This window comes from Kitasatospora cystarginea (assembly GCF_039533515.1).
Taxonomy (GTDB): Bacteria; Actinomycetota; Actinomycetes; order Streptomycetales; family Streptomycetaceae; genus Kitasatospora; species Kitasatospora cystarginea.
Window position 1 is genome coordinate 54985 of sequence record NZ_BAAATR010000017.1, and the last position, 18744, is coordinate 73728.

Below are 18744 nucleotides of genomic sequence, written 5' to 3' on the forward strand. Positions count from 1 at the left end.
GTTCAGGTGGGAGAAGTGAGTTGCTGGACCGCGTCACCCTGCGGGGCCTGCGTGCCCGGGGCCATCACGGTGTCTTCGAGCGCGAGCGCATCGAGGGCCAGACCTTCGTGGTCGACCTCGTGCTGTTCCTGGACACCCGTCCGGCCGCCGCCGGCGACGACCTCACCCGCACCGCGCACTACGGCATCGTCGCCGAGGAGGTCACCGCGATCATCGCCGGCGAGCCGGTCGAGCTGATCGAGACCCTGGCCCAGCGGATCGCCGACCAGTGCCTCAAGCACGAGGCGGTGGAGGAGGTCGAGGTGACCGTGCACAAGCCGGACGCCCCGATCACCGTCCCCTTCGACGATGTGACCGTCACCATTCACCGGGGGCGCGTATGACGCGTACCCTTCAACATCCCGCAGCCCGAGCCGTAGAGGGATACCGATGAGCACCGACCCGACCGCCCTGCCGAGCGCCTTCGACCTGGAGCGTCGAGTCGACAGCGCCGACTCGACCCTGCAGAACCCGCGGAACGCCGTTGTCGCACTCGGAAGCAACCTCGGCAACCGCCTGGAGACCCTGCAGGGTGCCGTGGACGCGCTGGAGGACACTCCCGGCGTCCGGATCACCGCCGTCTCCGGCGTGTTCGAGACCGAGGCCGTCGGCGGCCCGGCCGAGCAGCCGAACTACTACAACGCCGTGGTCGTGCTGCGCACCACGCTGCCGCCCGGCTCGCTGCTGGAGCGGGCCAACGCCATCGAGGACGCCTTCGGCCGGGTCCGTACCGTCCGCTGGGGCGCGCGCACCCTGGACGTCGACATCCTCGCCTACGAGGGCGTCACCAGTGACGACCCGCAGCTGCTGCTGCCGCACCCCCGGGCGCACGAGCGGGCCTTCGTGCTCGCGCCGTGGCTGGACGCCGAGCCGGACGGGGAGGTGCCCGGACACGGCCGGGTCGCCGACCTGCTGAAGGGGCTGGGCGAGGAGGCCGGGACGGCGGTCTGGCGGCGCGAGGACATCCAGCTGCGGCTGCCGGAGTAGGCCGCACCGTTCGGTGGCGACGCCGCGGAGCGTCCTCGGGGGCTCCGCGCGGGCCGGAGGGCGTCCGGCCGTACCTCCCCGTGCGGAGCGAGGGGCTGAGTGCGGTTGCCGTCCGGTCGGGCGGCGGTCGGGGCGCGCGAGGGGCGGTGCGCGCTGGGGCGGGAACTTCGCGACGGGGGTCGGCCGTACGAGTAAGTGATCGGAAGGGTCGGACCCGGGTACGGTGGCCTGTGGCGTCGTGCCGGCGAGGCCGTCCGTCAATCCGTCCTCGGCCGTCGGCCGGGGCACCCCAAGCCGTCGCACATGCCGGGAAGGACTCAAGTCCCAGTGAAGCCGCTCCGCCTCCGCCTGCTCCTGGGTATCGCCATCGTGGCGGCGGTGCTCTCCTGGGCAGGTGCCAAGCTCTGGGACTCCTTCGGTCAGTTGCCCGGCGTTCCCACGGCCGCGCCGATCGTGCTGGCCGTGGTCGCCGTGGTCCTGCTCGCCACCGCGATCTCGCTGCGGAGCCGGCTGAAGGCCATGCGGGAGCGCCAGCCGGGCGCCAAGGGCGTGGACCCGCTGGGCGCGGCCCGGGCGGTGGTCCTTGGCCAGGCCAGTGCGCTGGTGGCGGCGGTGGTGACGGGCGTCTACGGCGGCGTCGGCGTCTTCCTGCTCGGACTGCTGGACGTCACCGCCCGCAAGCAGCAGGCCGTGACGGCCGGGTTCGCGGTGCTGGCGGGGGCCGGGGTGGTCGCCGCCGGGCTCTGGCTGCAGCATGTCTGCCGGCTTCCCGAGGACCACGACGACCCGTCCGGGCCGGCGGCCACGCCCCGCTGAGCGGACGGCGGCGGACGTGCGGGCACCGGGCGGATGGTTTCCCGGTGGTCGGGTCCGCGGTGGTCGGAGTCGCGGCGGGTTCGGTGGTTCGCGCCGCGGAACTGTCGTGACGTCAGGTGGTGGTTCGGGTACCCGAAGTGGTTCTGGCTCGCTGTCAAGACCCGAAAGGGTGTCGCGGCTGACAGGGTCCCAATTCGCACGCTAGTTTCTTTGGCATGTCACGTGGACGCCACCGTCAATCTTCCGTCCTCGGCCGGGCCGCACCTCCGATCGCAGCGGGTGCCCTCGTCCTTGCAGCACTGGTCGAACTGGTGGTCAGTCCCGATGTGCCGCTGGTCCGGTCGGTCGGAGTGGCGGCGGTCTTCGGCGCGGTCGGCATGGCCGTACTGCTGCGCCAGCGGGACCGGATCGCCAAGCAGGCGGCCGAGGCGGCCGCGAAGCGCCGGCTGGTGGCCGAGGAGCGGTACGAGGAGCAGATCGCCGAGGCCGAGTACGCCGCCGAGGTGGCCGAGGAGCGGGCCACCCGTTTCGGCCGCCGGCTGACCGCCGAGAAGGCTCGGCTGGCCAAGGCCGAGACGGAGATCGCCCGGCTGCTCCGGGAACGCGCGGTCGCCGTCGCCGAGCAGGCCATGAAGGAGGCGGAGGCGGCCCAGCGGGCACTCGTGGAGGCCCGGCCCGAGTACCCGGCCACTCCGGCGGCGTACGTCCGTGCGGCGGCCGTGCTGCGGCAGTTGGAGTGGAAGGCCGAACGGGCCGCGGCGGCTCGGGAGGGCGCGGGGCGGGCGCAGCTGGAGCTGCGGCCGAAGGCGCAAGCGGTGCCGGCTTCGGCGACGGGTGCGGCAAGGCTCGTTCCGGTGGCGCCGACCGCTCCCGCGCTGCTGGTGGCGCCCGCGGCGGCAGCGGCCGCTCAGGACGGTGCGGCGGGCTCGATCGTGCCCGCCGGGCCGGGTGGGGGACTGGTGCGCCGGCTCGCCCCGGTCGCCGCGTCCGCCGAGCCGGCCCGACCCGCGGCCACGGCCGTGCCGGTGTCCGCCGCGTCCGACCTGCCCGCTGGGGCCGAGCGGATGGCCGCTCCCGCTGCGCCCGCTGCTTCCGCCGCTCCCGTCGCGCCGGCTGTGCCCCAGCCCGCGCTGTCGGCGGTCGGCCCGCTGCCGGCCCGTCCGGCGCTGTCGGTGCCGCGGCCGGAGTCGGACGGTGGTACGGCCGAGCGGGCTGCGGTGCAGCCGCGGATGCTCGGGGCGGCGGGTGCCCCCGCGCAGGGCGGTGCCGCTCCTGCCGGGCGGCAGCGTCCGCGTCCGCAGGGGGTCGGCCGGTCCTCGGGGTTCAGCTTCTTCGGGCGTCCCGGCGCGGCTCGTCCGGCAACTCCGGTGCCTGCCGCCGATGGTGTGGCGGAACTGGGCGAGCGGGCCGATCTGGCGGACGTGGTCGGTGACGAGGCCGTGGCCGAGAGCGTCCGGTACGCCGTCCCCGGGGCGGCCGGGACGGCTGCCGAGCCCGCCGTCCCGCCCGCCGCGCAGCCGGTGCAGGCGGACGCGCGCCCCGACCACGCCCGCCCGGAGGTGGTCGACCTGACGCCGCACGACGAGACCGAGCTCCTGGAGGTCTCCGAACTCCGCGCCAAGCACAACCGGCAGCGGTAGCAGCCGGCCGTATACCGACGCGAACGCCCGGCCCCTGCTGAAGGGGCCGGGCGTTCGCGTCGGTGCGGTGCGTCAGATCGCCACGCCGAAGTCCTGGGCGATGCCCGCGAGGCCGGAGGCGTAGCCCTGGCCGATCGCGCGGAACTTCCAGTCGGTGCCGTTGCGGTAGAGCTCGCCGAAGATCATGGCGGTCTCGACGGCGGCGTCCTCGGAGAGGTCGTAGCGGGCGATCTCGGCGCCGCCGGCCGCGTTGAGCACGCGGATGTAGGCGTTGCGGACCTGGCCGAAGTTCTGGCCGCGGGCGATCCCGTCGTAGATCGTGACCGGGAAGACGATCCTGCCGGCCTCGGCTGGCAGCCCGGCCAGGTTGACCTTGATCTGCTCGTCGTCGCCGTCGCCCTCGCCGGTGCGGTTGTCGCCGGTGTGCACCACGGTGCTGTCCGGGGTGCTGGTGTTGTTGAAGAAGACGAAGTGGCCGTTGGACAGGACCTTGCCGTCCGCGTTCAGCACGATCGCGCTGGCGTCCAGGTCGAACTCGGCGCCGGTGGTGGTCCGTACGTCCCAGCCCAGGCCGACGGTGACTGCGGTCAGGCCCGGGGCCTCCTTGGTCAGCGAGACGTTGCCACCCTTGGAGAGGCTGACTGGCATGGTGTGTGGTGTCCCTTCGTTGCTCTTGTGCGTAAAGAACGTAAAGGGGCCGGACGCGGTTCCGGCGAGGCGGGGCCGATTCGTCCTCGCGTCGGTGTGGCCCGGGCGGGGACCGGTCAGACGCGGGGGTACTTCCCTTGCAGCGTCCAGATGTTGGGGTTGTCGCCCAGGCCCTCGTGCAGCTCGGTGAGATCCGCGATCACGTCCTGGAGGAAGTCCCGGGCTTCCCGGCGCAGTTCGGCGTGGCGGACCACGGCGGGCGGGGAGTTCCGCCGCCAGGTCGCGCTGATCTCCACCAGGCCGAACCGGCGGGCGAAGCGCAGCAGTTCGGTGTTCTGGGTGAAGTCCAGGTCGAAGGTCTGCACGGCGGCGGAGCGGCTGCCGCGCACGTCGCGGTCCAGCTCCTCGACGGTGTCGCAGAGCGCCCAGGCGAAGTCGAGCACCGGCACCCATCCCCAGGCTGTGGAAAAGTCCCGGTCGTCCGCCTCCAGGAAGATGTCGCCGCAGAACAGGTCGTACCGCAGGCTGCGTACCGACGCGGTGCGGTAGTCGGTCTGCGGCGGGTCGGGGAAGTGGTCGGAGAGGGAGTAGTCGAGCTCGATCACGTACGCCATTGTCCGGCACGCGGGGCCGGCGGGTGCCACCTGAGGTTGTCCACAGCTGTGGACAAGTGGAGATGGCGACAGACGAGTGGGGATGGCGACAAAGAGAGAAGGTGTTCGGTCGACGGGTGGATAACCGGGTGACCCGGGCGCGGCGGGGCGGGATGATGGGGGACATGCCTGAGCCAATCCGCGTTCGGGGCTCGGTGGTCGTACCGGAGGCCGAGCTCGTCTGGCGCTTCTCGCGTTCGTCCGGCCCCGGCGGCCAGCACGTCAACACCTCCGACACCCAGGTGGAGCTGCGCTACGACCTGGCCGCCTCGGACGCCCTGCCACCGGTCTGGAAGGAGCGGGCGCTGGAGCGGCTCGCGGGCCGGCTGGTGGACGGTCGGATGCTGGTGGTCCGCGCCTCCGAGCACCGGTCGCAGTGGCGCAACCGCGAGGTTGCCGCCGCCCGGCTGGCGTCGCTGCTGGGGGAGGCGACGGCACCGCCGCCGAAGGTCCGGCGGGCGACCAAGCCGAGCCGGGGGATGGTCGAGCGGCGGCTGGAGAACAAGCGGCACCGCTCGGAGCTGAAGCGGGGGCGGAGCCGGCCGTCCGCCTACTGATGACCGCCGCCGGGCTTGCGCGGTGGCGGAGTTGGAGACCGCCGCGATCAGGGCGACCGGGCTGCCGCGCGCGCGGTTCACGGGCGAAGGCCCCGCGGCTGTCAGCCGCTCCCGGGGTTCAGGCGAACTTGCGGTAGCCGGTGCGGAAGTAGAGCAGGGGCTTGGTGTCCGGGCCCGGGATGCGGGCCGCCAGCACCCGGCCGATCAGCAGGGTGTGGTCGCCAGCGGAGACCCGCTGCTCGGTGCGGCACTCGACGGTGGCGAGGGCGCCGTCGATCAGTGGGGCGTTGGTGAACTCGCCGCGGTGGTGCGGGGTGTCGGCGAAGAGCAGGCGGTCGCTGAGGCGGCCCTTCATGGCGAAGCGGGACGCGATCGTCCGGTGCTCCTCGCCGAGCAGCGAGACCGCCCAGGTGTCGATCCGGGAGAGCAGCTCGTCCATCCGGGAGTCCTCGCGCACCGAGATCAGCACCAGCGGCGGTTCCAGCGACACCGACAGGAACGAGGTCGCGGTCATCCCGGCGTCCTCGCCGTCGGCCCCGCCTTCGGGGTCGTGGGCGGTCACCAGGGTGACGCCGGCGGCGAGCTGGGCGAGCGCGGCCCGGAACTCGTCGGCCGTGGCGGTCGGGGCGGAGGCGGGTTGTGGGGAGCTGTACACGTACTGCACGGTAGTCGGCGCGGCGGGTGGGCGGCATCGGACCCTGGTCGTAGGACCCACCCGGACCGGAGTCCCATCAGGTGCCGGGTGGGCGGAGGAGGACTCACCCGCGAGGTGGTGGGCCGACGCCTCCCGGTCGTCACGGGGGTTGAGTGCCGATGTCCGGCCGCCGGCCACCCGATGTTCGTGATTGTCCGGGAATGGCTGGGTTTCGGGCGACTGAACGGCATATGTATACATAAGGGCTATGTGATTTGGGTCACAAGTGGCGGCCTATTGTTGACCGAGCGTGCCGATCGCAGTGCTCGCTGTGATTCAGTTCTTCTGGCAATCGGACCATAACCAATCAAGAACTATCCGAAGCAGCCGGGGAGCCCCCGCATGGAAGCCGAGTCGGAGCCGTACGTCCGCCTGGCGACCCTCCGCACCTTGCACCGGGTCGTGGCGGACCTCAACGCTGCCCGCAGCCTGGCAGGCACCCTGCAGGCCGTGGTCGAGGGCGCGGTGCACGGGCTCGGCTTCGACGCGGCCGCCGTCAGCCTGGTGCGGCCGGACGGTGATCTGGTCGTGGCGGCGGTCTGGGAGATCGAGGAGAGCGCCTTCGGCGGGCCGGCCGTGCTGCTCGGTCAGGTCGGCTCGCGGGAGTCCTGGGAGCGGCTGCTCGGCGTCAGCGACCACTGGGGCACGCTGCGCTTCCTGCCGTACGACCGGGGCTGGGCCGTCGGCCCGGACATCCCGCGCTGGACCGGTGACGGCCCGCTGCCGGTGTACGCCAACGACTGGCACCCCGCCGATGCCCTGCTGGCCCCGATGTACAGCGCGGGCGGCGATCTGCTGGGCGTGCTCTCGGTGGACCGTCCACGCAGCGGGAAGCGCCCCGGAGCGTGGACCCGCGAGGCCCTCGAGATGTTCTCCCTGCAGGCGTCCATCGCCATCGGCAACGCGAGGCTACGCGCGGAGATGCAGCGTGCGCTGGCCCGGCTGGAGAAGGAGCAGCAGGCGCTGCGGGCCAGCGAGGAGAGCTTCCGGCAGGCCTTCGAGTTCGCGCCCAGCGGGATGGCCATCACCGAGCTGCACGGTGCCGGGCGGGGCCAGCTGAGCCGGGTCAACGACGCGCTGTGCCGGCTGCTCGGCCGTCCCCGGGCGACCCTGCGCCAGCAGCGCTTCGCCGACCTGGTGCACCCCGACGACCTGGCGCTGCTGCACCGGACCAGTGCCGACGGCGGCCGGGCGGAGGTGCGGCTCTCCCGGCGGGACGGCGGCTACCAGTGGGTCTGCCTGCGCAACTCGGTGGTGACCGACGCCGCCGAGGGGCCGAGCTTCCTGCTCACCCATGTCGAGGACATCGAGGACCGCAAGCGGCACGAGCTCCAACTCGCCCACCGGGCCAGCCACGACGCGCTCACCGGCCTGCCCAACAGCGCCGAGCTGCGGGCCAGGCTCGCCCACCGGCTGTGCGACCAGGCGCAGCTGCCGGGGGCGGCGGGGCCCGCCGCGGCCCGCCCCGGGATCGCCCACGGCGAGATCGGCTTCACGCCGCCCGAGTACGTCCCGCCGGGCTACGCCCCGCCCGGGTACCCCGCCCCCGCCTACGCCGACCCGCTCGGGGCCCCGCACACCCAGCCCGCGTACGCCGCTCAGGGTGCCTCGTACGGCGCGCACGGCGACTACGAGGGGCTGGGTGCCCCGGCCACGCTGACGCACGGCTACGGCGCCCCTGACGACCCCGGGGGCGCGGGCGACTCGCGCTCGCCGGAGCGGGACCGCGCGGACTTCGCCGCCGGGCACCCGCCGGGCCGCCGGGAGGAGGCGCCGCCGGACCACGTGCACGCCGTGGTGCCGTCCGAGGGCGGCGGCGAGCTGTGGAGCGGCGGCTTCCGGGGCGGCGGGGCCGAGAAGGGGCTCGCGGTGCTCTTCTGCGACCTGGACGGCTTCAAGTCGATCAACGACCGGTTCGGGCACAAGGCGGGTGACGCGGTCCTGATCGAGGTGGCCAGGAGGCTCCAGCAGGCCGTGCGCGAGGGTGACACGGTGGCCCGGCTGGGCGGCGACGAGTTCGTGGTGCTGGCCGACGGGATCGGCCGCGAGGAGGCCAAGGACCTCGCCGGGCGGCTGCGCAACGCGATCGTCCCGCCGATGCGGATCGACAACCGGACCACCCGGGTCGGCGTCAGCCTGGGTATCGGCTGGGCGGGTTGCGGGATGAGCATCGAGGAGGTCCTGCACGCCGCGGACGAGCGGATGTACGACGAGAAGAGGGCACGTGGAGGTGCTGTGAGGGGCGCGCGGGGAGAGCGTTCGCATCGGCGTGCGGGCTGAGCGCAGTTCAGGGCGCCTTTCTCTGTTGTCCGCTGTGGAAGGTAGGGTTCCCGCGTACGAGCGTCACCACTGGCCCGTACGGCGCGCTGCCGTGCGGCGCGCTGCGATGGGGAGTTGACCACCGTGACCACGGCCGGCAGCAACGGCGCGCCCGAGGGCGCGGCCGAGGACGACCCGTTCGCCCACCTCTACCGCCCGGCGGAGGGCGAGTCGGCGCCCGACACCACTCCGATCCCGGGGCAGCCGCGCACCCCGTACTCGCGCCCGGTGGAGGTCGGCCGCACCCAGTACGGTCAGCAGTCGCGATCGCCGTACGGGCAGCAGCCGTTGGCGGTGCCGACCCAGACCGTGCCGCAGCAGAGCCGCTACGCCGAGCGCTCCCGCCCGCAGCCGGGTGAGGAGCGGGCCTCCGGCGGGCGCGGCAAGGCCGCGGTGATCGGTGTGGTCGCGGTGATCGCGGCGGTCGCGATCGGCGGCGGGATCGCGCTGTCCGGCGGCGACGCGGGCAAGTCCGACGGCGCCGCCAAGCCGTCCAACCGCGCGAGCGCGCCGGTGAGTTCGAGTGCGAACCCGAGTTCCTCGCCGTCGTCGGCGCCCTCGGTGCCGCCGCCGTCCACGGACACGATCGCGGATGCGTCCAAGTTGCAGCTGCAGGACGCCCCCGTGGACAACAAGATCAAGAACGCGAAGTCCGCGGACGGCAGCTACGCCACCCTGACCGGCGGGCCCACCTCGACGGTGAGCTGGACGATTTCGGTGGCCACCGAGGGCACGTACAAGTTCTGGGTGCACTACAACAACCCGGGTTCCGACATCAACGGCATCGTGATGGTGAACGGCAAGCAGTTCGCGTCCCCGATCGGGCTGCAGAACTACACCCACTCCAGCGATCCCGACCAGGCCTGGACCCGGAGCAACATATGGCCGCAGCTGCAGGCCGGGGCCAACACCATCTCGATCTCGGTCCCGGCCGGGAACACCGTTCCGATCGACCAGGTGGCGATCAGGCCGCAGTCGGACGGCACCCCGCCCTGGTGACCGCCCCCGCCGGCCGGGCCGCAGTCCCGGTCCGCCTCCGGCAACGGGCACGGTCGTCCCCCGGAGGGTGAGTGGCGGGGCGCAGTGCCGCCACTCACCCCCCGATGGGACGGGGAAGGCTCAGGCCGCCCGGGCGACCGCGCGGAAGCGGTCCGCGCCGGTGATCCACTCGCCGCGGCGCATCACCGCGACGAGGTCGTACGTGTCGGAGTCGAGGACGACCAGGTCGGCGTACTTGCCCACTTCCAGGGAGCCGATGGAGTCCGACAGGCCGAGTAGCCGTGCCGGGACGGTGGACAGGGAGTGCACGGCCTGGCCGAGGCTCAGGCCGTTGACGGTGACGGAGCGTTGGAGGGCGACGTCGAGGGTGAGGGTGGAGCCGGCGATGGCGCCGCCCTCGACCAGCCGGGCGACGCCGGCCTCGACCCGGACCTGGAGCGGGCCGAGCGGGTAGAGCCCGTCGCCCATCCCGGCCGCGCCCATCGCGTCGGTGATCAGCGCGACCCGGTCGGCGCCCGCCGTGCCGTAGGCGAGGTCGAGCACCGAGGGGTGCAGATGGACGCCGTCGTTGATCAGCTCGACCGTGACCCGCTCGTCCTCCAGCAGGGCGACGATCGGGCCCGGGGCGCGGTGCTGGATGCCCGGCATCGCGTTGAACAGGTGCGTGGCGACGGTGGCGCCGGCCTCGATCGCCTCCAGCGTCTTGGCGTAGTCGGAGTCGGTGTGGCCGACGGCCGCGATGATGCCGAGGTCGGCGAGCATCCGGACCGACTCCAGGCCGCCCGGCAGCTCCGGGGCGAGGGTGAACATCCTCGCCTGGCCGCGCGCGGCGTCCGCCAGCTTGCGCACCAGTGCCGGGTCAGGGGCGCGCAGCAGGTCGGGACGGTGGGCGCCGCACCGGCCCGGGGAGATGAACGGGCCCTCGAAGTGGATGCCCGCGAGCACGCCGTCCTCGACCAGCTCGGAGAGCACCGCCGCCTGGTGGCAGAGGTCGTCGATCTCGCCGGTGACGGTGGAGGCCATGGTCGTGGTGGTGCCGTGCTCCAGGTGCGTCCGGGCGACCTTCAGCGCCTCCTCGGCCACCCCGGAGGCGTACGAGGCGCCGCCGCCGCCGTGCACGTGCAGGTCGACGAAGCCCGGGACGACGGTGTGGCCGGTCAGGTCGAGGTCGCCCGGGGCGCGGTTCCCGCCGCCCGCCGGGGACTCGTCGGCCGCCACCGTCGCGATGCGCGAGCCCTCGACGGTCAGCCGGCCCTGTTCGACGACACCGCCCGGCAGCACCAGCCGGGCACCGGTCAGCGCGGTACCGGCGGCGAAGGGGACACCCCCCTCGGCCTGGCGGCCGGGGGCGCCCTCACCCGGCCGATGGCTGGGGGACGTTGACTGATTCCGCGCGGTCGTCACGCGGTCACCTCCATCGAGAGCAGGTCCCAGGCGAGCAGGCCCGCGCCCAGGGAAGCGGCGGTGTCTTTGAGCATGGCCGGTACGACCTCCGGGGGCATCTGGAAGGTCAGCCGCTCGGCGACGGCCGTGCGCAGGGGCGTGAAGAGGGTGTCACCGGCTTCCGCCAGACCGCCGCCGACGATCACCGTCGACGGATCGAGCAGGCTCTGCGCCAGCACGATGCCGTCGGCGAGTGCGTCGAGCGCGGTCTGCCAGACCTCGATCGCCCGCTCGTCCCCGGCTTCGACGGCCCTCGCGCAGGCCGCGGCGTCGGCGGTCGGGTCGCCGGAGCGCTCGGCCCAGGCCCGGGAGACGGCCGAGGCCGACGCCAGGGTCTCCAGGCAGCCGCGGGCGCCGCAGCCGCAGGCCGGGCCGCCGGGGCGGACCACGACATGGCCGATCTCCCCGCCGTAGCCGTGGGCGCCCGCCTCGATGCGTCCCTCGATGCCGATGGCGCCGGCGATGCCGGTGCCGAGCGCGACGAACAGGAAGCGGTCCACGCCGCGCCCGGCGCCGAGCCGTCCCTCGGCCAGCCCGCCGCTGCGGACGTCGTGGCCGAGGGCGATCGGCAGGCTCGCGCCGTCCGGGCCGCCGAGGCGCTCGCCGAGCAGCTTGCGGATCGGCAGGTCCCGCCAGCCGAGGTTGGCGGAGAAGACGGCGATCCCGTTCTTCTCGTCGATCGTCCCCGGTACGGCGACGCCTGCCGCGAGCGGTGCCCGACCGAACCGGCTGCGGCCCTCGTCGGCCAGGTCGGCCGCGAAGTCGAGGATGGCGGCGACCACGGCGTGGGTGCCGTGCTCCCGCCCGGTCGGCCGGCGTGCTTCGAACAGCACCGAGCCGTCCGGGGCGAGCAGCGCGGCCTTCATGCCGGTGCCGCCCACATCGAGTGCGATGACGTGCTTCACGGGTGACAGTGTCCCTTGGCCAGGTCAGAGAGGTCTAGTCCAGTCGCGGGATTGGTCTGGTCCAGCAGGGGTGAGCTTTGTCGCCATTGGAGATGTGCCGGGTTCTGCGGCCATGGGCGGCCGTCCTTTTCCTGTTGTACGGACGGCGCGGGCGGGTGTCCAGGAGCGTGCGGGGCGTGCCGGAGCGCAGTTCCTGACGGAGGGGTTCTAGCCGAGGACGACCGAGCGGGTCAGGCCGCGCGGCTCGTCGGGGTTCAGGCCGCGAGCCCCGGCCAGGGCCACCGCCAGCCGCTGGGCCCGGACCAGGTCGGCCAGCGGGTCCAGGCCGGCGGTGCCGGAGTCGGCCACCAGCAGGGCGCCGGTGCGGGCGATGTCCGCGGCCAGGCCGTCCGGCAGTTCGCCGAAGCACCAGACGGCCCGTCCGGGGGCGGCGATGCTGATCGGCCCGTGCCGGTACTCCATCGCCGGGTACGCCTCGGTCCAGGCGGTGGCCGCCTCGCGCATCTTGAGCCCGGCCTCCTGGGCGAGCCCGTACGTCCAGTTCCGGCCGAGGAAGGTGATCTGCTCGGCGCCGAGCAGGCCTTCGGGCAGCGGCCGGGCGATGGCGTCCTCGGCGTCCTCGGCGGCCTGCGGGACGCTCTTGACGCCTGCGGGGAGTGCGCCCTCCAGCTCCAGGTGGGCGCGCAGCAGTGCCAGTGCGGTGGTGGCGAACCTGGTCTGCACCACCGAGCGCTCGTCGGCGAAGTCCAGTACCAGCAGTCGGTCGGAGGCGCCGGAGATCGGGGTGCCGGGGTCGGCGGTGACGGCCGAGGTCGGCGCCTCGACCCGGTCGAGCACGTCCAGCACCTCGGTGGTGGTGCCCGAGCGGCTGATCGCCAGGACCCGGTCGTAGTCGCGTCCGTACCGGAACTCGGAAGCCGCCAGGGCGTCCGTCTCGCCGTGCCCGCCGGCCTCCCGCAGGGCGGCGTACGCCTGGGCGATGAACCAGGAGGTGCCGCAGCCGGTCACCGCGACCCGCTCGCCGCGTCGTGGCAGCGCCGGGGACGCCTCGGCGGCGAGTGCGGCGGCGCGGCGCCAGTTCGCGGGTTGGCTGGCGAGCTCCTCGCCGGTCAGGGAAGTCAAAGCCATGGGTGCGAGCTCCTCGGAGTGCTCAGGTCCATTGCTGCGTCCTGCTGGGGTGCACCAGAGAGTGCATGGAGCGCGGAGTGCGTGAATCTGATTGATTTATAGCTGTTTCGCGCAGGACTGCGCAATGAGTGGGGCCGGCGGTGTGCCGGTTGGCCGGTCGCGGACAACGTCCGGGTCGGCACTGATGTGCGAAGCTGTCCAGGCTTCGCGCATCGGCGCGCGGCAGTGACCGCGCTGTTCGCGGCGGTCGCATCGAGTGCGTCGGTACAGGAGGAGCGGCCCAGCGTGTCCAGGTACGAGCGGTGGAACGCCCTGCTGGAACTGCTCGCCGAGCACGGCAAGTTGGAGGTCGAGGAGGCTGCCGACGCGCTGGAGGTCTCCGCCGCCACCATCCGGCGCGACCTCGACCAACTCGCCCGCCAGCAGATGGTCACCCGTACCCGCGGCGGCGCGGTGGCGCACAACGTCTCCTACGACCTGCCGCTGCGCTACAAGACGGCCCGGAACACCGACGCCAAGCAGCGGATCGGCGTGGCGGTGGCCGGACTGATCGAGGCCGGCGAGGTGGTCGGCCTCAACGGCGGGACCACCACCACCGAGGTGGCCCGCGCGCTGGCCGTCCGCCCCGACCTGGCCGAACGGCCGGAGAGCGGCCTGGGGCAGAGCGTCACCATCGTGACCAACGCGCTGAACATCGCCAACGAGCTGACGGTCCGTCCGCACGTGAAGATCGTGCTGACCGGCGGTGTCGCCCGCCCCCAGTCGTACGAGCTGATCGGCCCCCTCGCCGGGCTGGTGCTGAACGAACTCACCCTGGACGTCGCGGTGCTGGGCGTGGACGCGCTGGACGCCGAGCACGGTGCGACCGCCCACCACGAGGGCGAGGCCAGCGTCAACCGGCTGCTCGCCGAACGGGCCCGCCGGGTGGTGGTGGCCGCCGACTCCTCCAAGCTGGGCCGCCGGGTCTTCGCCCGGATCTGCGGCGTGGACCGGATCGGCACACTGGTCACCGACGGGGGCATCACCCCCGAGCTGTCCGCCGCCTTCGCCGAGGCCGGGGTGCGGGTGATCGTGGCCTGAACCCCCGTGGCGAGCGCGGGAGTCGGGCAGCAGCGAAGAGTGTGGCCGTCGGGTGCGGACCAGCGCGAGGCGGCACGCCCTCGAAGGCGCCGCCCACCCTGCCGTTCCCGGCGCGGAACTCCTCGATCACGGAGAGGCCGAAGGGGTTGCCGTTGGCGGTGCCGGTCTCGGTCACGGCGGTCGTCCTGCCGGTCCGGTGACGCGGGTCTCGATCGCCGCAACACCGGCCGGCAGGGCATTCATCCCCGGGAAGTGACGGGATCTCAGTCGTTTCCGAGGTCGATCGAGTAGGCCTTGCGCAGGGTCTCGTGGACGGTCCAGGTGGTGCGGTCGCCCTCGCGCAGGACGGCGAAGTCGCCGGGGCCGACCTCCAGGGTCGTGCCGCCCTCGATCTCGATGGTGGCACGGCCGCTCACCACCACGAACAGCTCGTCCGCCTCGACGTCGGTCACCACGCCCGGGGTGACCTGCCAGACCCCGCGCAGCCGGCGGCCGTCCTCGGACTCCCAGAGCACCTTGCCGGTGACCTCCGGGGCGCCGGAGACGATCTGGTCGGGGTCGAGCGGCTCGGGGTCGAGTTCGAGGTCGGGGATGTGCAGAGCGAAGCTGTTGGTCATGCCCCGACGCTAGCCGGACGGCGGGTGCGGCGGGGGTGACAGGGTGTGTCCGAGCAGCCGGGCACAATGACACTTCGTACCGGCTCGGCAGGGAGGTGGATGTGGTGTCCGGACTGAGCGAACGCGAACTCGCGGTGCTCGCGCTGGAAGCGCGGCAGTGGCGTACGGCGGGTGCCAAGGAACGCGCCATCCGGGAGGAGCTCGGCCTCTCGGCCACCCGGTACTACCAGCTGCTCAACGGCCTGCTGGACCGGGAGGAGGCGCTCGCGCACGACCCCGTGCTGATCAACCGGCTCCGCCGGATCCGGGAGGCCAAGCGGGCGGAACGCTAGGACGCCGGGGGCCCTGTCCGCGCGGCCTCCAAGGCCTGTCCGGCGGGTCTTTCCGGATCGGCGCGCGGCGCGCCACGCCCGGCTCCGCGCGTCTTCGAAGGCTCAGTCATCCCTGTGCTGGGTAGGGTCGGTGCATGGGTAGGACCGAACAGTTCGCACCGAGTACCCCGGTCGGCCGGGCGGGCCTGGCGGCCCTGCTGGCGGCCCCGTCCGAGGCGGTGATCGCGCTCGACTTCGACGGGACGCTGGCCCCGATCGTTCCCGACCCCGAGCAGGCGCGCGCCCATCCCGACGCGGTGGCCGCGCTCTCCCGGCTGGCTCCACTGGTCGGTGCGGTGGTGGTGGTGACGGGCCGGCCGGCGGAGGTGGCCGCGCGGTACGGCGGCTTCCCGGCCGCCCCCGGCCTCGGGCACCTCACCGTGCTGGGCCACTACGGCGCCGAACGCTGGGAGGCGGAGACGGCCGAGCTGACCGCCGCCGAGCCGCCGCCCGGGGTGGCCGCCGCCCGCGCCGAACTGCCCGGCGTGCTGGAGCGGTCGGGCGCCCACCCCGGCACCTGGGTGGAGGACAAGGGGCGGGCGCTGGGCGTGCACACCCGTCGAACCGGCGCGCCCGAAGCCGCGCTCGAACTGCTCCGCGAGCCGCTGGCCCACCTCGCCGCCGACCACGGCCTGATCGTCGAACCCGGCCGCTACGTACTGGAGTTGCGTCCGCCCGGGGTGGACAAGGGTGCGGCGCTGACCGCCTTCCTGGCCGAGCGCCCGAGGGCCGGCGCGGTGCTGTACGCCGGGGACGACCTGGGCGATCTGCCGGCGTACGCGGCCGTCGAGAAGCGCCGGGCGGACGGGCTGCCCGGCCTGCTGGTGTGCAGCAGCGGGACGGTGGCGGGCGAGGCCCAGGTGCGCGAACTCGCGGAGCAGGCTGACCTTTCGGTGCCCGGACCCGCCGGACTGGCCGAGCTGCTCACCGAGTTGGCGGACCGGATCGAATCGGCGGGCTGAACCGACAGGCCTCGGGGCGGAGCGGGGCGCGGGCGAGCCGCGCCCCCCCTCCCTGCCCTGTTGGCGGCGGAACCGTCAGTCCAGCGCGCGGAGTTGGTCCAGGAACCACTGCTGGGGCGAGAGTACGGTGGCCGCGTCGGCCAGCCGCTTGGTGCGGTCGGCGCGTTCGCCGGCGGGCATGTTCAGGCCCCGGTACAGGGCGTCGGCGGTGGCGACGATGTCGTACGGGTTCACCACCAGGGCGTCGTCGGCGAGTTCGGCGTGGGCGCCGGCCTCGCGGGAGAGCACCAGGGCGCACCCCGCGTCGGAGACCACCGGCACCTCCTTGGCGACCAGGTTCATTCCGTCCCTGATCGGGTTGACCAAGGCCACGTCGGCGAGCCGGTAGGCGGCCAGCGAGCGCGGGAAGTCGTCGTTGACGTGCAGGATCAGCGGGCGCCAACGCTCCGTACCGAACTCGTCGTTGATCTCCTGGGCGATCCGCTCGACGGCGGCCGTGTACTCCCGGTACTCGGGCAGGTCGTGGCGGGAGGGGTAGGCGAAGGCGATGTGCACCACCCGGTCGTGCCACTCGGGCCGAGTGCGCAGCAGGTGCCGGTAGGCGAGCAGGCCGCGGACGATGTTCTTGCTCAGCTCGGTGCGGTCCACCCGGACGACCGTCCGGCGCGGTGTCCCGTCCGCCGAGCTGCCGACCGACTCGCGCAGCGCGGCCAACCTGGCGTCCACGTCCGGCCGGTGGGACCGGGAGCGGAGGAAGTCGGCGTCGGCGCCGAGGCTGTGCACACCGAGCCGGGTGGTGCGGCCGGAGAGGGTGACGGTGAGGGCGTCCCGGTCCACCGTCGCGCCGAGCACCGCCTCGCAGCAGTCGGCGAAGGCGAACGCCCAGCGGAGCGTCAGGAACGCCGCCCGGTCGGCCCCGAGGATGCCGGCGAGCACCGCCTCGGCGACATCGTCCGGCAGCATCCGGTAGTACTCGGGCGGGGCCCACGGCGTGTGCGAGAAGTGGCCGATGCGCAGGTCGGGCCGCATCTCGCGGAGCAGGGCCGGGGTGAGCGAGAGGTGGTAGTCCTGGACGAGCACCGCCGCGCCCGGGGCCGCCTCGGCGGCCAGGGCCTCGGCGAAGGCGGCGTTGTACGCGCCGTAGGACTCCCACGCGCGGTGGAACCGCTCGTCGAAGAGCGGCGAGAAGGGGGTGTCGTACAGCAGGTGGTGGACGAACCACAGGCTGGAGTTGGCGATCCCGTTGTAGGCGCGGTTGAAGGTGTCCGGGTCGATGTCGAGCATCCGCACGGCCTGGCCGCCGACGTCGAAGCCGCCCAGATCCAGCCTGCCCTCGGGGGAGCGGCGGACCGCCGCGCGGTCGGCGTCGCCGAGCGCGGCGCAGACCCAGACGGAGGACGGGTCGTCGATCGCGGAGAGACCGGAGACCAGGCCGCCGCCGCCTCTGCGCGGGGTCAGTGAGCCGTCGACCTCGATGCTGAAGGACACCGGGCCGCGGTTCGAGGCCACCAGGATCGGTGCCCTGCCGGTCGGATTCGAACGTTCGGTCGCGAAGTCGGCCATCAGTCCTCTTCTCAGGGCCGCGGATTCATCCGAAGGGATGGGCTCCCGGTGCGCGGTGGATGGGAGCGCTGCGGACCCGTACAGTCAGTGACCTGCCCACGGGCAGCGGTCAGGGCTTGGCCGCCGTGAGGTTCCACGGGGCCAAGTGGGACGCCCTCTCGTCGCGAGAGGGGGAGTCACGTCTTCAACCTTGCCGGACGGCAATGGTTGCAAACCACGCGCACCCCGGGCGACACACCGCGGCGGCGACCCCGCGCGGATCCTCACCCGGCGGCGGGGCGCGCCGTGTACTCGGGAACCGTCCGCATCGGGGGTCGCTCCAACGCCGCGACCGGGTGGGTGTGGGAGGCGAAGCCGCGGGCGAGCGGGTCGCGGGTGAACTGGGTGAGATGCGGGTGGACCAGGTCGTCCGCGGCCTTGAGGCGGTGGGTGCGCTCCAGTCGTTCCAGGGCGGTGCGGTAGATGGTGGCCGCCATCCGGCCGAGGGCCTGTCCGTCCTGGTGTCGGTGGTGCCGGACGCCGACGTCCACCTGGGCCAGGGCGTCCAGGCCGACCTCGTCCAGGGCGTCCACCAGCAGGCCCAGTTCGACCCCGTACCCGGTCGGGAAGTGCAGCCGCTCCAGCAGCGAACGCCGTGCCGCGTACTCCCCGCCCAGCGGCTGGACGAACCCGGCCAGCAGCGGCCAGTGCAGGTTGAGCAGCGGCCGTGCGACCAGCTCGGTCACCCGTCCGCCGCCGGCCGGCACCACCGCACCCGCGGTCTCCAGCGGCCGGTCGTACATCGCCTTGACCAGCTGGATCCCGGGGTCGGTGAGCAGCGGCCCGATGATCCCGGAGACGAAGACCGGGTCGAATTCGCGCAGGTCGGCGTCGATGAAACAGACGATCTCGCCGGAGGTGGCCAGCAGCGAGCGCCAGAGCACCTCGCCCTTGCCCGGGACGGCGGGTATCCGGGGCAGCAGGTCGTCGCGGTGCACCACCCGGGCACCGGCGGCGGCGGCGAGTTCGGCCGTCCGGTCCACCGAGCCGGAGTCGACCACCACCAGCTCGTCGACCAGCGCAAGCCGCTCCATCAGTTCGCGCCGGATCGTCCGGACGATCTCGCCGACCGTCGGCTCCTCGTCCAGCGCGGGCAGCACCACGCTGACCGTACCCGCCCGGCCCGCCGCCCGCTTGGCCGCCAGCAGGGCCTCGACGGGACGGTCGGCGGCCGTCCAGGAGCGCTCGCGCAGCCAGCGCCCCACCTCCGGCAGCAGGGCCTCGGGGGCGGTCACCGCCTGCTCGGCTCCGGGCGCTTCGATCCGGTGCCGGCGCTCCTCAACC

19 protein-coding genes are annotated in these 18744 nt (G+C 73.5%); 10 read left to right on the forward strand and 9 right to left on the reverse strand.

The annotated features are described in order from the left end of the window. Nucleotides 1-23: 23 nt before the first annotated feature. The 4 genes from folB (at nt 24) to ABD369_RS19775 (ending at nt 3482) form a co-directional block, all read left to right on the forward strand. Entirely contained in the window at nt 24-383 is a 360-nt protein-coding gene (folB, locus tag ABD369_RS19760) for a dihydroneopterin aldolase (protein ID WP_344637874.1), read from the forward strand. A 46-nt stretch (nt 384-429) separates the two neighbouring features. Beyond that, the gene (gene folK, locus ABD369_RS19765; RefSeq protein ID WP_344637778.1) at nt 430-1026 is read left to right on the forward strand and encodes a 2-amino-4-hydroxy-6-hydroxymethyldihydropteridine diphosphokinase; all 597 of its coding nucleotides are present in this window, start codon (nt 430-432) and stop codon (nt 1024-1026) included. 327 nt (nt 1027-1353) lie between these two features. After that, the gene (locus ABD369_RS19770; protein ID WP_344637779.1) at nt 1354-1842 is read left to right on the forward strand and encodes a DUF3180 domain-containing protein; all 489 of its coding nucleotides are present in this window, start codon (nt 1354-1356) and stop codon (nt 1840-1842) included. Nucleotides 1843-2057: 215 nt separating this feature from the next. Continuing rightward, nucleotides 2058-3482, forward strand: coding sequence for a hypothetical protein (locus ABD369_RS19775; RefSeq protein ID WP_344637780.1), 1425 nt, complete (start codon nt 2058-2060; stop codon nt 3480-3482). Between the two features lie 72 nt (nt 3483-3554). Here the strand turns inward: ABD369_RS19775 and ABD369_RS19780 are convergent, their stop codons facing one another. Continuing rightward, nucleotides 3555-4130, reverse strand: a complete 576-nt coding sequence (locus ABD369_RS19780) for a TerD family protein (RefSeq protein ID WP_344637781.1) — start codon at nt 4128-4130, stop codon at nt 3555-3557. Nucleotides 4131-4246: 116 nt separating this feature from the next. Next, nucleotides 4247-4735 (reverse strand): hypothetical protein, encoded by a 489-nt coding sequence (locus ABD369_RS19785; RefSeq protein ID WP_344637782.1) that lies wholly within the window; start codon nt 4733-4735, stop codon nt 4247-4249. 164 nt (nt 4736-4899) lie between these two features. Here ABD369_RS19785 and arfB point away from each other — a divergent pair, with 164 nt between their 5' ends. Next, entirely contained in the window at nt 4900-5340 is a 441-nt protein-coding gene (gene arfB, locus ABD369_RS19790) for an alternative ribosome rescue aminoacyl-tRNA hydrolase ArfB (RefSeq protein ID WP_425557684.1), read from the forward strand. Nucleotides 5341-5458: 118 nt separating this feature from the next. Here the strand turns inward: arfB and ABD369_RS19795 are convergent, their stop codons facing one another. Next, nucleotides 5459-5995 (reverse strand): flavin reductase family protein, encoded by a 537-nt coding sequence (locus ABD369_RS19795; RefSeq protein WP_344637784.1) that lies wholly within the window; start codon nt 5993-5995, stop codon nt 5459-5461. Nucleotides 5996-6376: 381 nt separating this feature from the next. Here ABD369_RS19795 and ABD369_RS19800 point away from each other — a divergent pair, with 381 nt between their 5' ends. Next, nucleotides 6377-8314 (forward strand): GGDEF domain-containing protein, encoded by a 1938-nt coding sequence (locus tag ABD369_RS19800; RefSeq protein WP_344637785.1) that lies wholly within the window; start codon nt 6377-6379, stop codon nt 8312-8314. Between the two features lie 114 nt (nt 8315-8428). Continuing rightward, nucleotides 8429-9352, forward strand: coding sequence for a carbohydrate-binding protein (locus ABD369_RS19805; RefSeq protein ID WP_425557676.1), 924 nt, complete (start codon nt 8429-8431; stop codon nt 9350-9352). A gap of 120 nt (nt 9353-9472) precedes the next feature. Here the strand turns inward: ABD369_RS19805 and nagA are convergent, their stop codons facing one another. The 3 genes from nagA to ABD369_RS19820 all read right to left on the reverse strand — a co-directional run bounded on the left by nagA (nt 9473) and on the right by ABD369_RS19820 (nt 12828). After that, on the reverse strand, nt 9473-10651 hold the full coding sequence (gene nagA, locus ABD369_RS19810) for an N-acetylglucosamine-6-phosphate deacetylase (protein ID WP_344637876.1): 1179 nt from the start codon (nt 10649-10651) through the stop codon (nt 9473-9475). Nucleotides 10652-10752: 101 nt separating this feature from the next. Beyond that, entirely contained in the window at nt 10753-11700 is a 948-nt protein-coding gene (locus ABD369_RS19815; protein WP_344637786.1) for an ROK family protein, read from the reverse strand. A gap of 207 nt (nt 11701-11907) precedes the next feature. Beyond that, nucleotides 11908-12828, reverse strand: coding sequence for an SIS domain-containing protein (locus tag ABD369_RS19820; RefSeq protein ID WP_344637787.1), 921 nt, complete (start codon nt 12826-12828; stop codon nt 11908-11910). Nucleotides 12829-13113: 285 nt separating this feature from the next. On the opposite strand from ABD369_RS19820, the gene ABD369_RS19825 reads away from it, so the two are divergent. Next, a complete protein-coding gene (locus tag ABD369_RS19825) occupies nt 13114-13908 on the forward strand; it encodes a DeoR/GlpR family DNA-binding transcription regulator (protein WP_344637788.1) in 795 nt (264 codons plus the stop codon). 263 nt (nt 13909-14171) lie between these two features. Here ABD369_RS19825 and ABD369_RS19830 read toward each other — a convergent pair whose 3' ends face one another. Then, on the reverse strand, nt 14172-14525 hold the full coding sequence (locus tag ABD369_RS19830) for a cupin domain-containing protein (RefSeq protein WP_344637789.1): 354 nt from the start codon (nt 14523-14525) through the stop codon (nt 14172-14174). Between the two features lie 104 nt (nt 14526-14629). On the opposite strand from ABD369_RS19830, the gene ABD369_RS19835 reads away from it, so the two are divergent. Together ABD369_RS19835 and otsB are read left to right on the forward strand one after the other, a co-directional pair. Beyond that, nucleotides 14630-14857: a DUF3263 domain-containing protein gene (locus tag ABD369_RS19835; protein WP_344637790.1), complete on the forward strand. Its 228-nt coding sequence runs from the start codon at nt 14630-14632 to the stop codon at nt 14855-14857. A 134-nt stretch (nt 14858-14991) separates the two neighbouring features. Further along, nucleotides 14992-15858 (forward strand): trehalose-phosphatase, encoded by an 867-nt coding sequence (gene otsB / locus ABD369_RS19840; protein ID WP_344637791.1) that lies wholly within the window; start codon nt 14992-14994, stop codon nt 15856-15858. A 75-nt stretch (nt 15859-15933) separates the two neighbouring features. Here otsB and ABD369_RS19845 read toward each other — a convergent pair whose 3' ends face one another. Next, the gene (locus ABD369_RS19845; RefSeq protein ID WP_344637792.1) at nt 15934-17421 is read right to left on the reverse strand and encodes an alpha,alpha-trehalose-phosphate synthase (UDP-forming); all 1488 of its coding nucleotides are present in this window, start codon (nt 17419-17421) and stop codon (nt 15934-15936) included. Nucleotides 17422-17684: 263 nt separating this feature from the next. Beyond that, a complete protein-coding gene (locus ABD369_RS19850; protein WP_344637877.1) occupies nt 17685-18677 on the reverse strand; it encodes a glucosyl-3-phosphoglycerate synthase in 993 nt (330 codons plus the stop codon). Between the last annotated feature and the right edge of the window lie 67 nt (nt 18678-18744).

Bases quoted from the DNA above. Each gene is read 5' to 3' on its own strand.
- folK (WP_344637778.1), top strand. From the start codon at position 430: ATGAGCACCGACCCGACCGCCCTGCCGAGCGCCTTCGACCTGGAGCGT.
- ABD369_RS19775 (WP_344637780.1), top strand. From the start codon at position 2,058: ATGTCACGTGGACGCCACCGTCAATCTTCCGTCCTCGGCCGGGCCGCA.
- ABD369_RS19780 (WP_344637781.1), bottom strand. From the start codon at position 4,130: ATGCCAGTCAGCCTCTCCAAGGGTGGCAACGTCTCGCTGACCAAGGAG.
- arfB (WP_425557684.1), top strand. From the start codon at position 4,900: ATGGGGGACATGCCTGAGCCAATCCGCGTTCGGGGCTCGGTGGTCGTA.
- ABD369_RS19800 (WP_344637785.1), top strand. From the start codon at position 6,377: ATGGAAGCCGAGTCGGAGCCGTACGTCCGCCTGGCGACCCTCCGCACC.
- ABD369_RS19820 (WP_344637787.1), bottom strand. From the start codon at position 12,828: ATGGCTTTGACTTCCCTGACCGGCGAGGAGCTCGCCAGCCAACCCGCG.
- ABD369_RS19830 (WP_344637789.1), bottom strand. From the start codon at position 14,525: ATGACCAACAGCTTCGCTCTGCACATCCCCGACCTCGAACTCGACCCC.
- otsB (WP_344637791.1), top strand. From the start codon at position 14,992: ATGGGTAGGACCGAACAGTTCGCACCGAGTACCCCGGTCGGCCGGGCG.
- ABD369_RS19845 (WP_344637792.1), bottom strand. From the start codon at position 17,421: ATGGCCGACTTCGCGACCGAACGTTCGAATCCGACCGGCAGGGCACCG.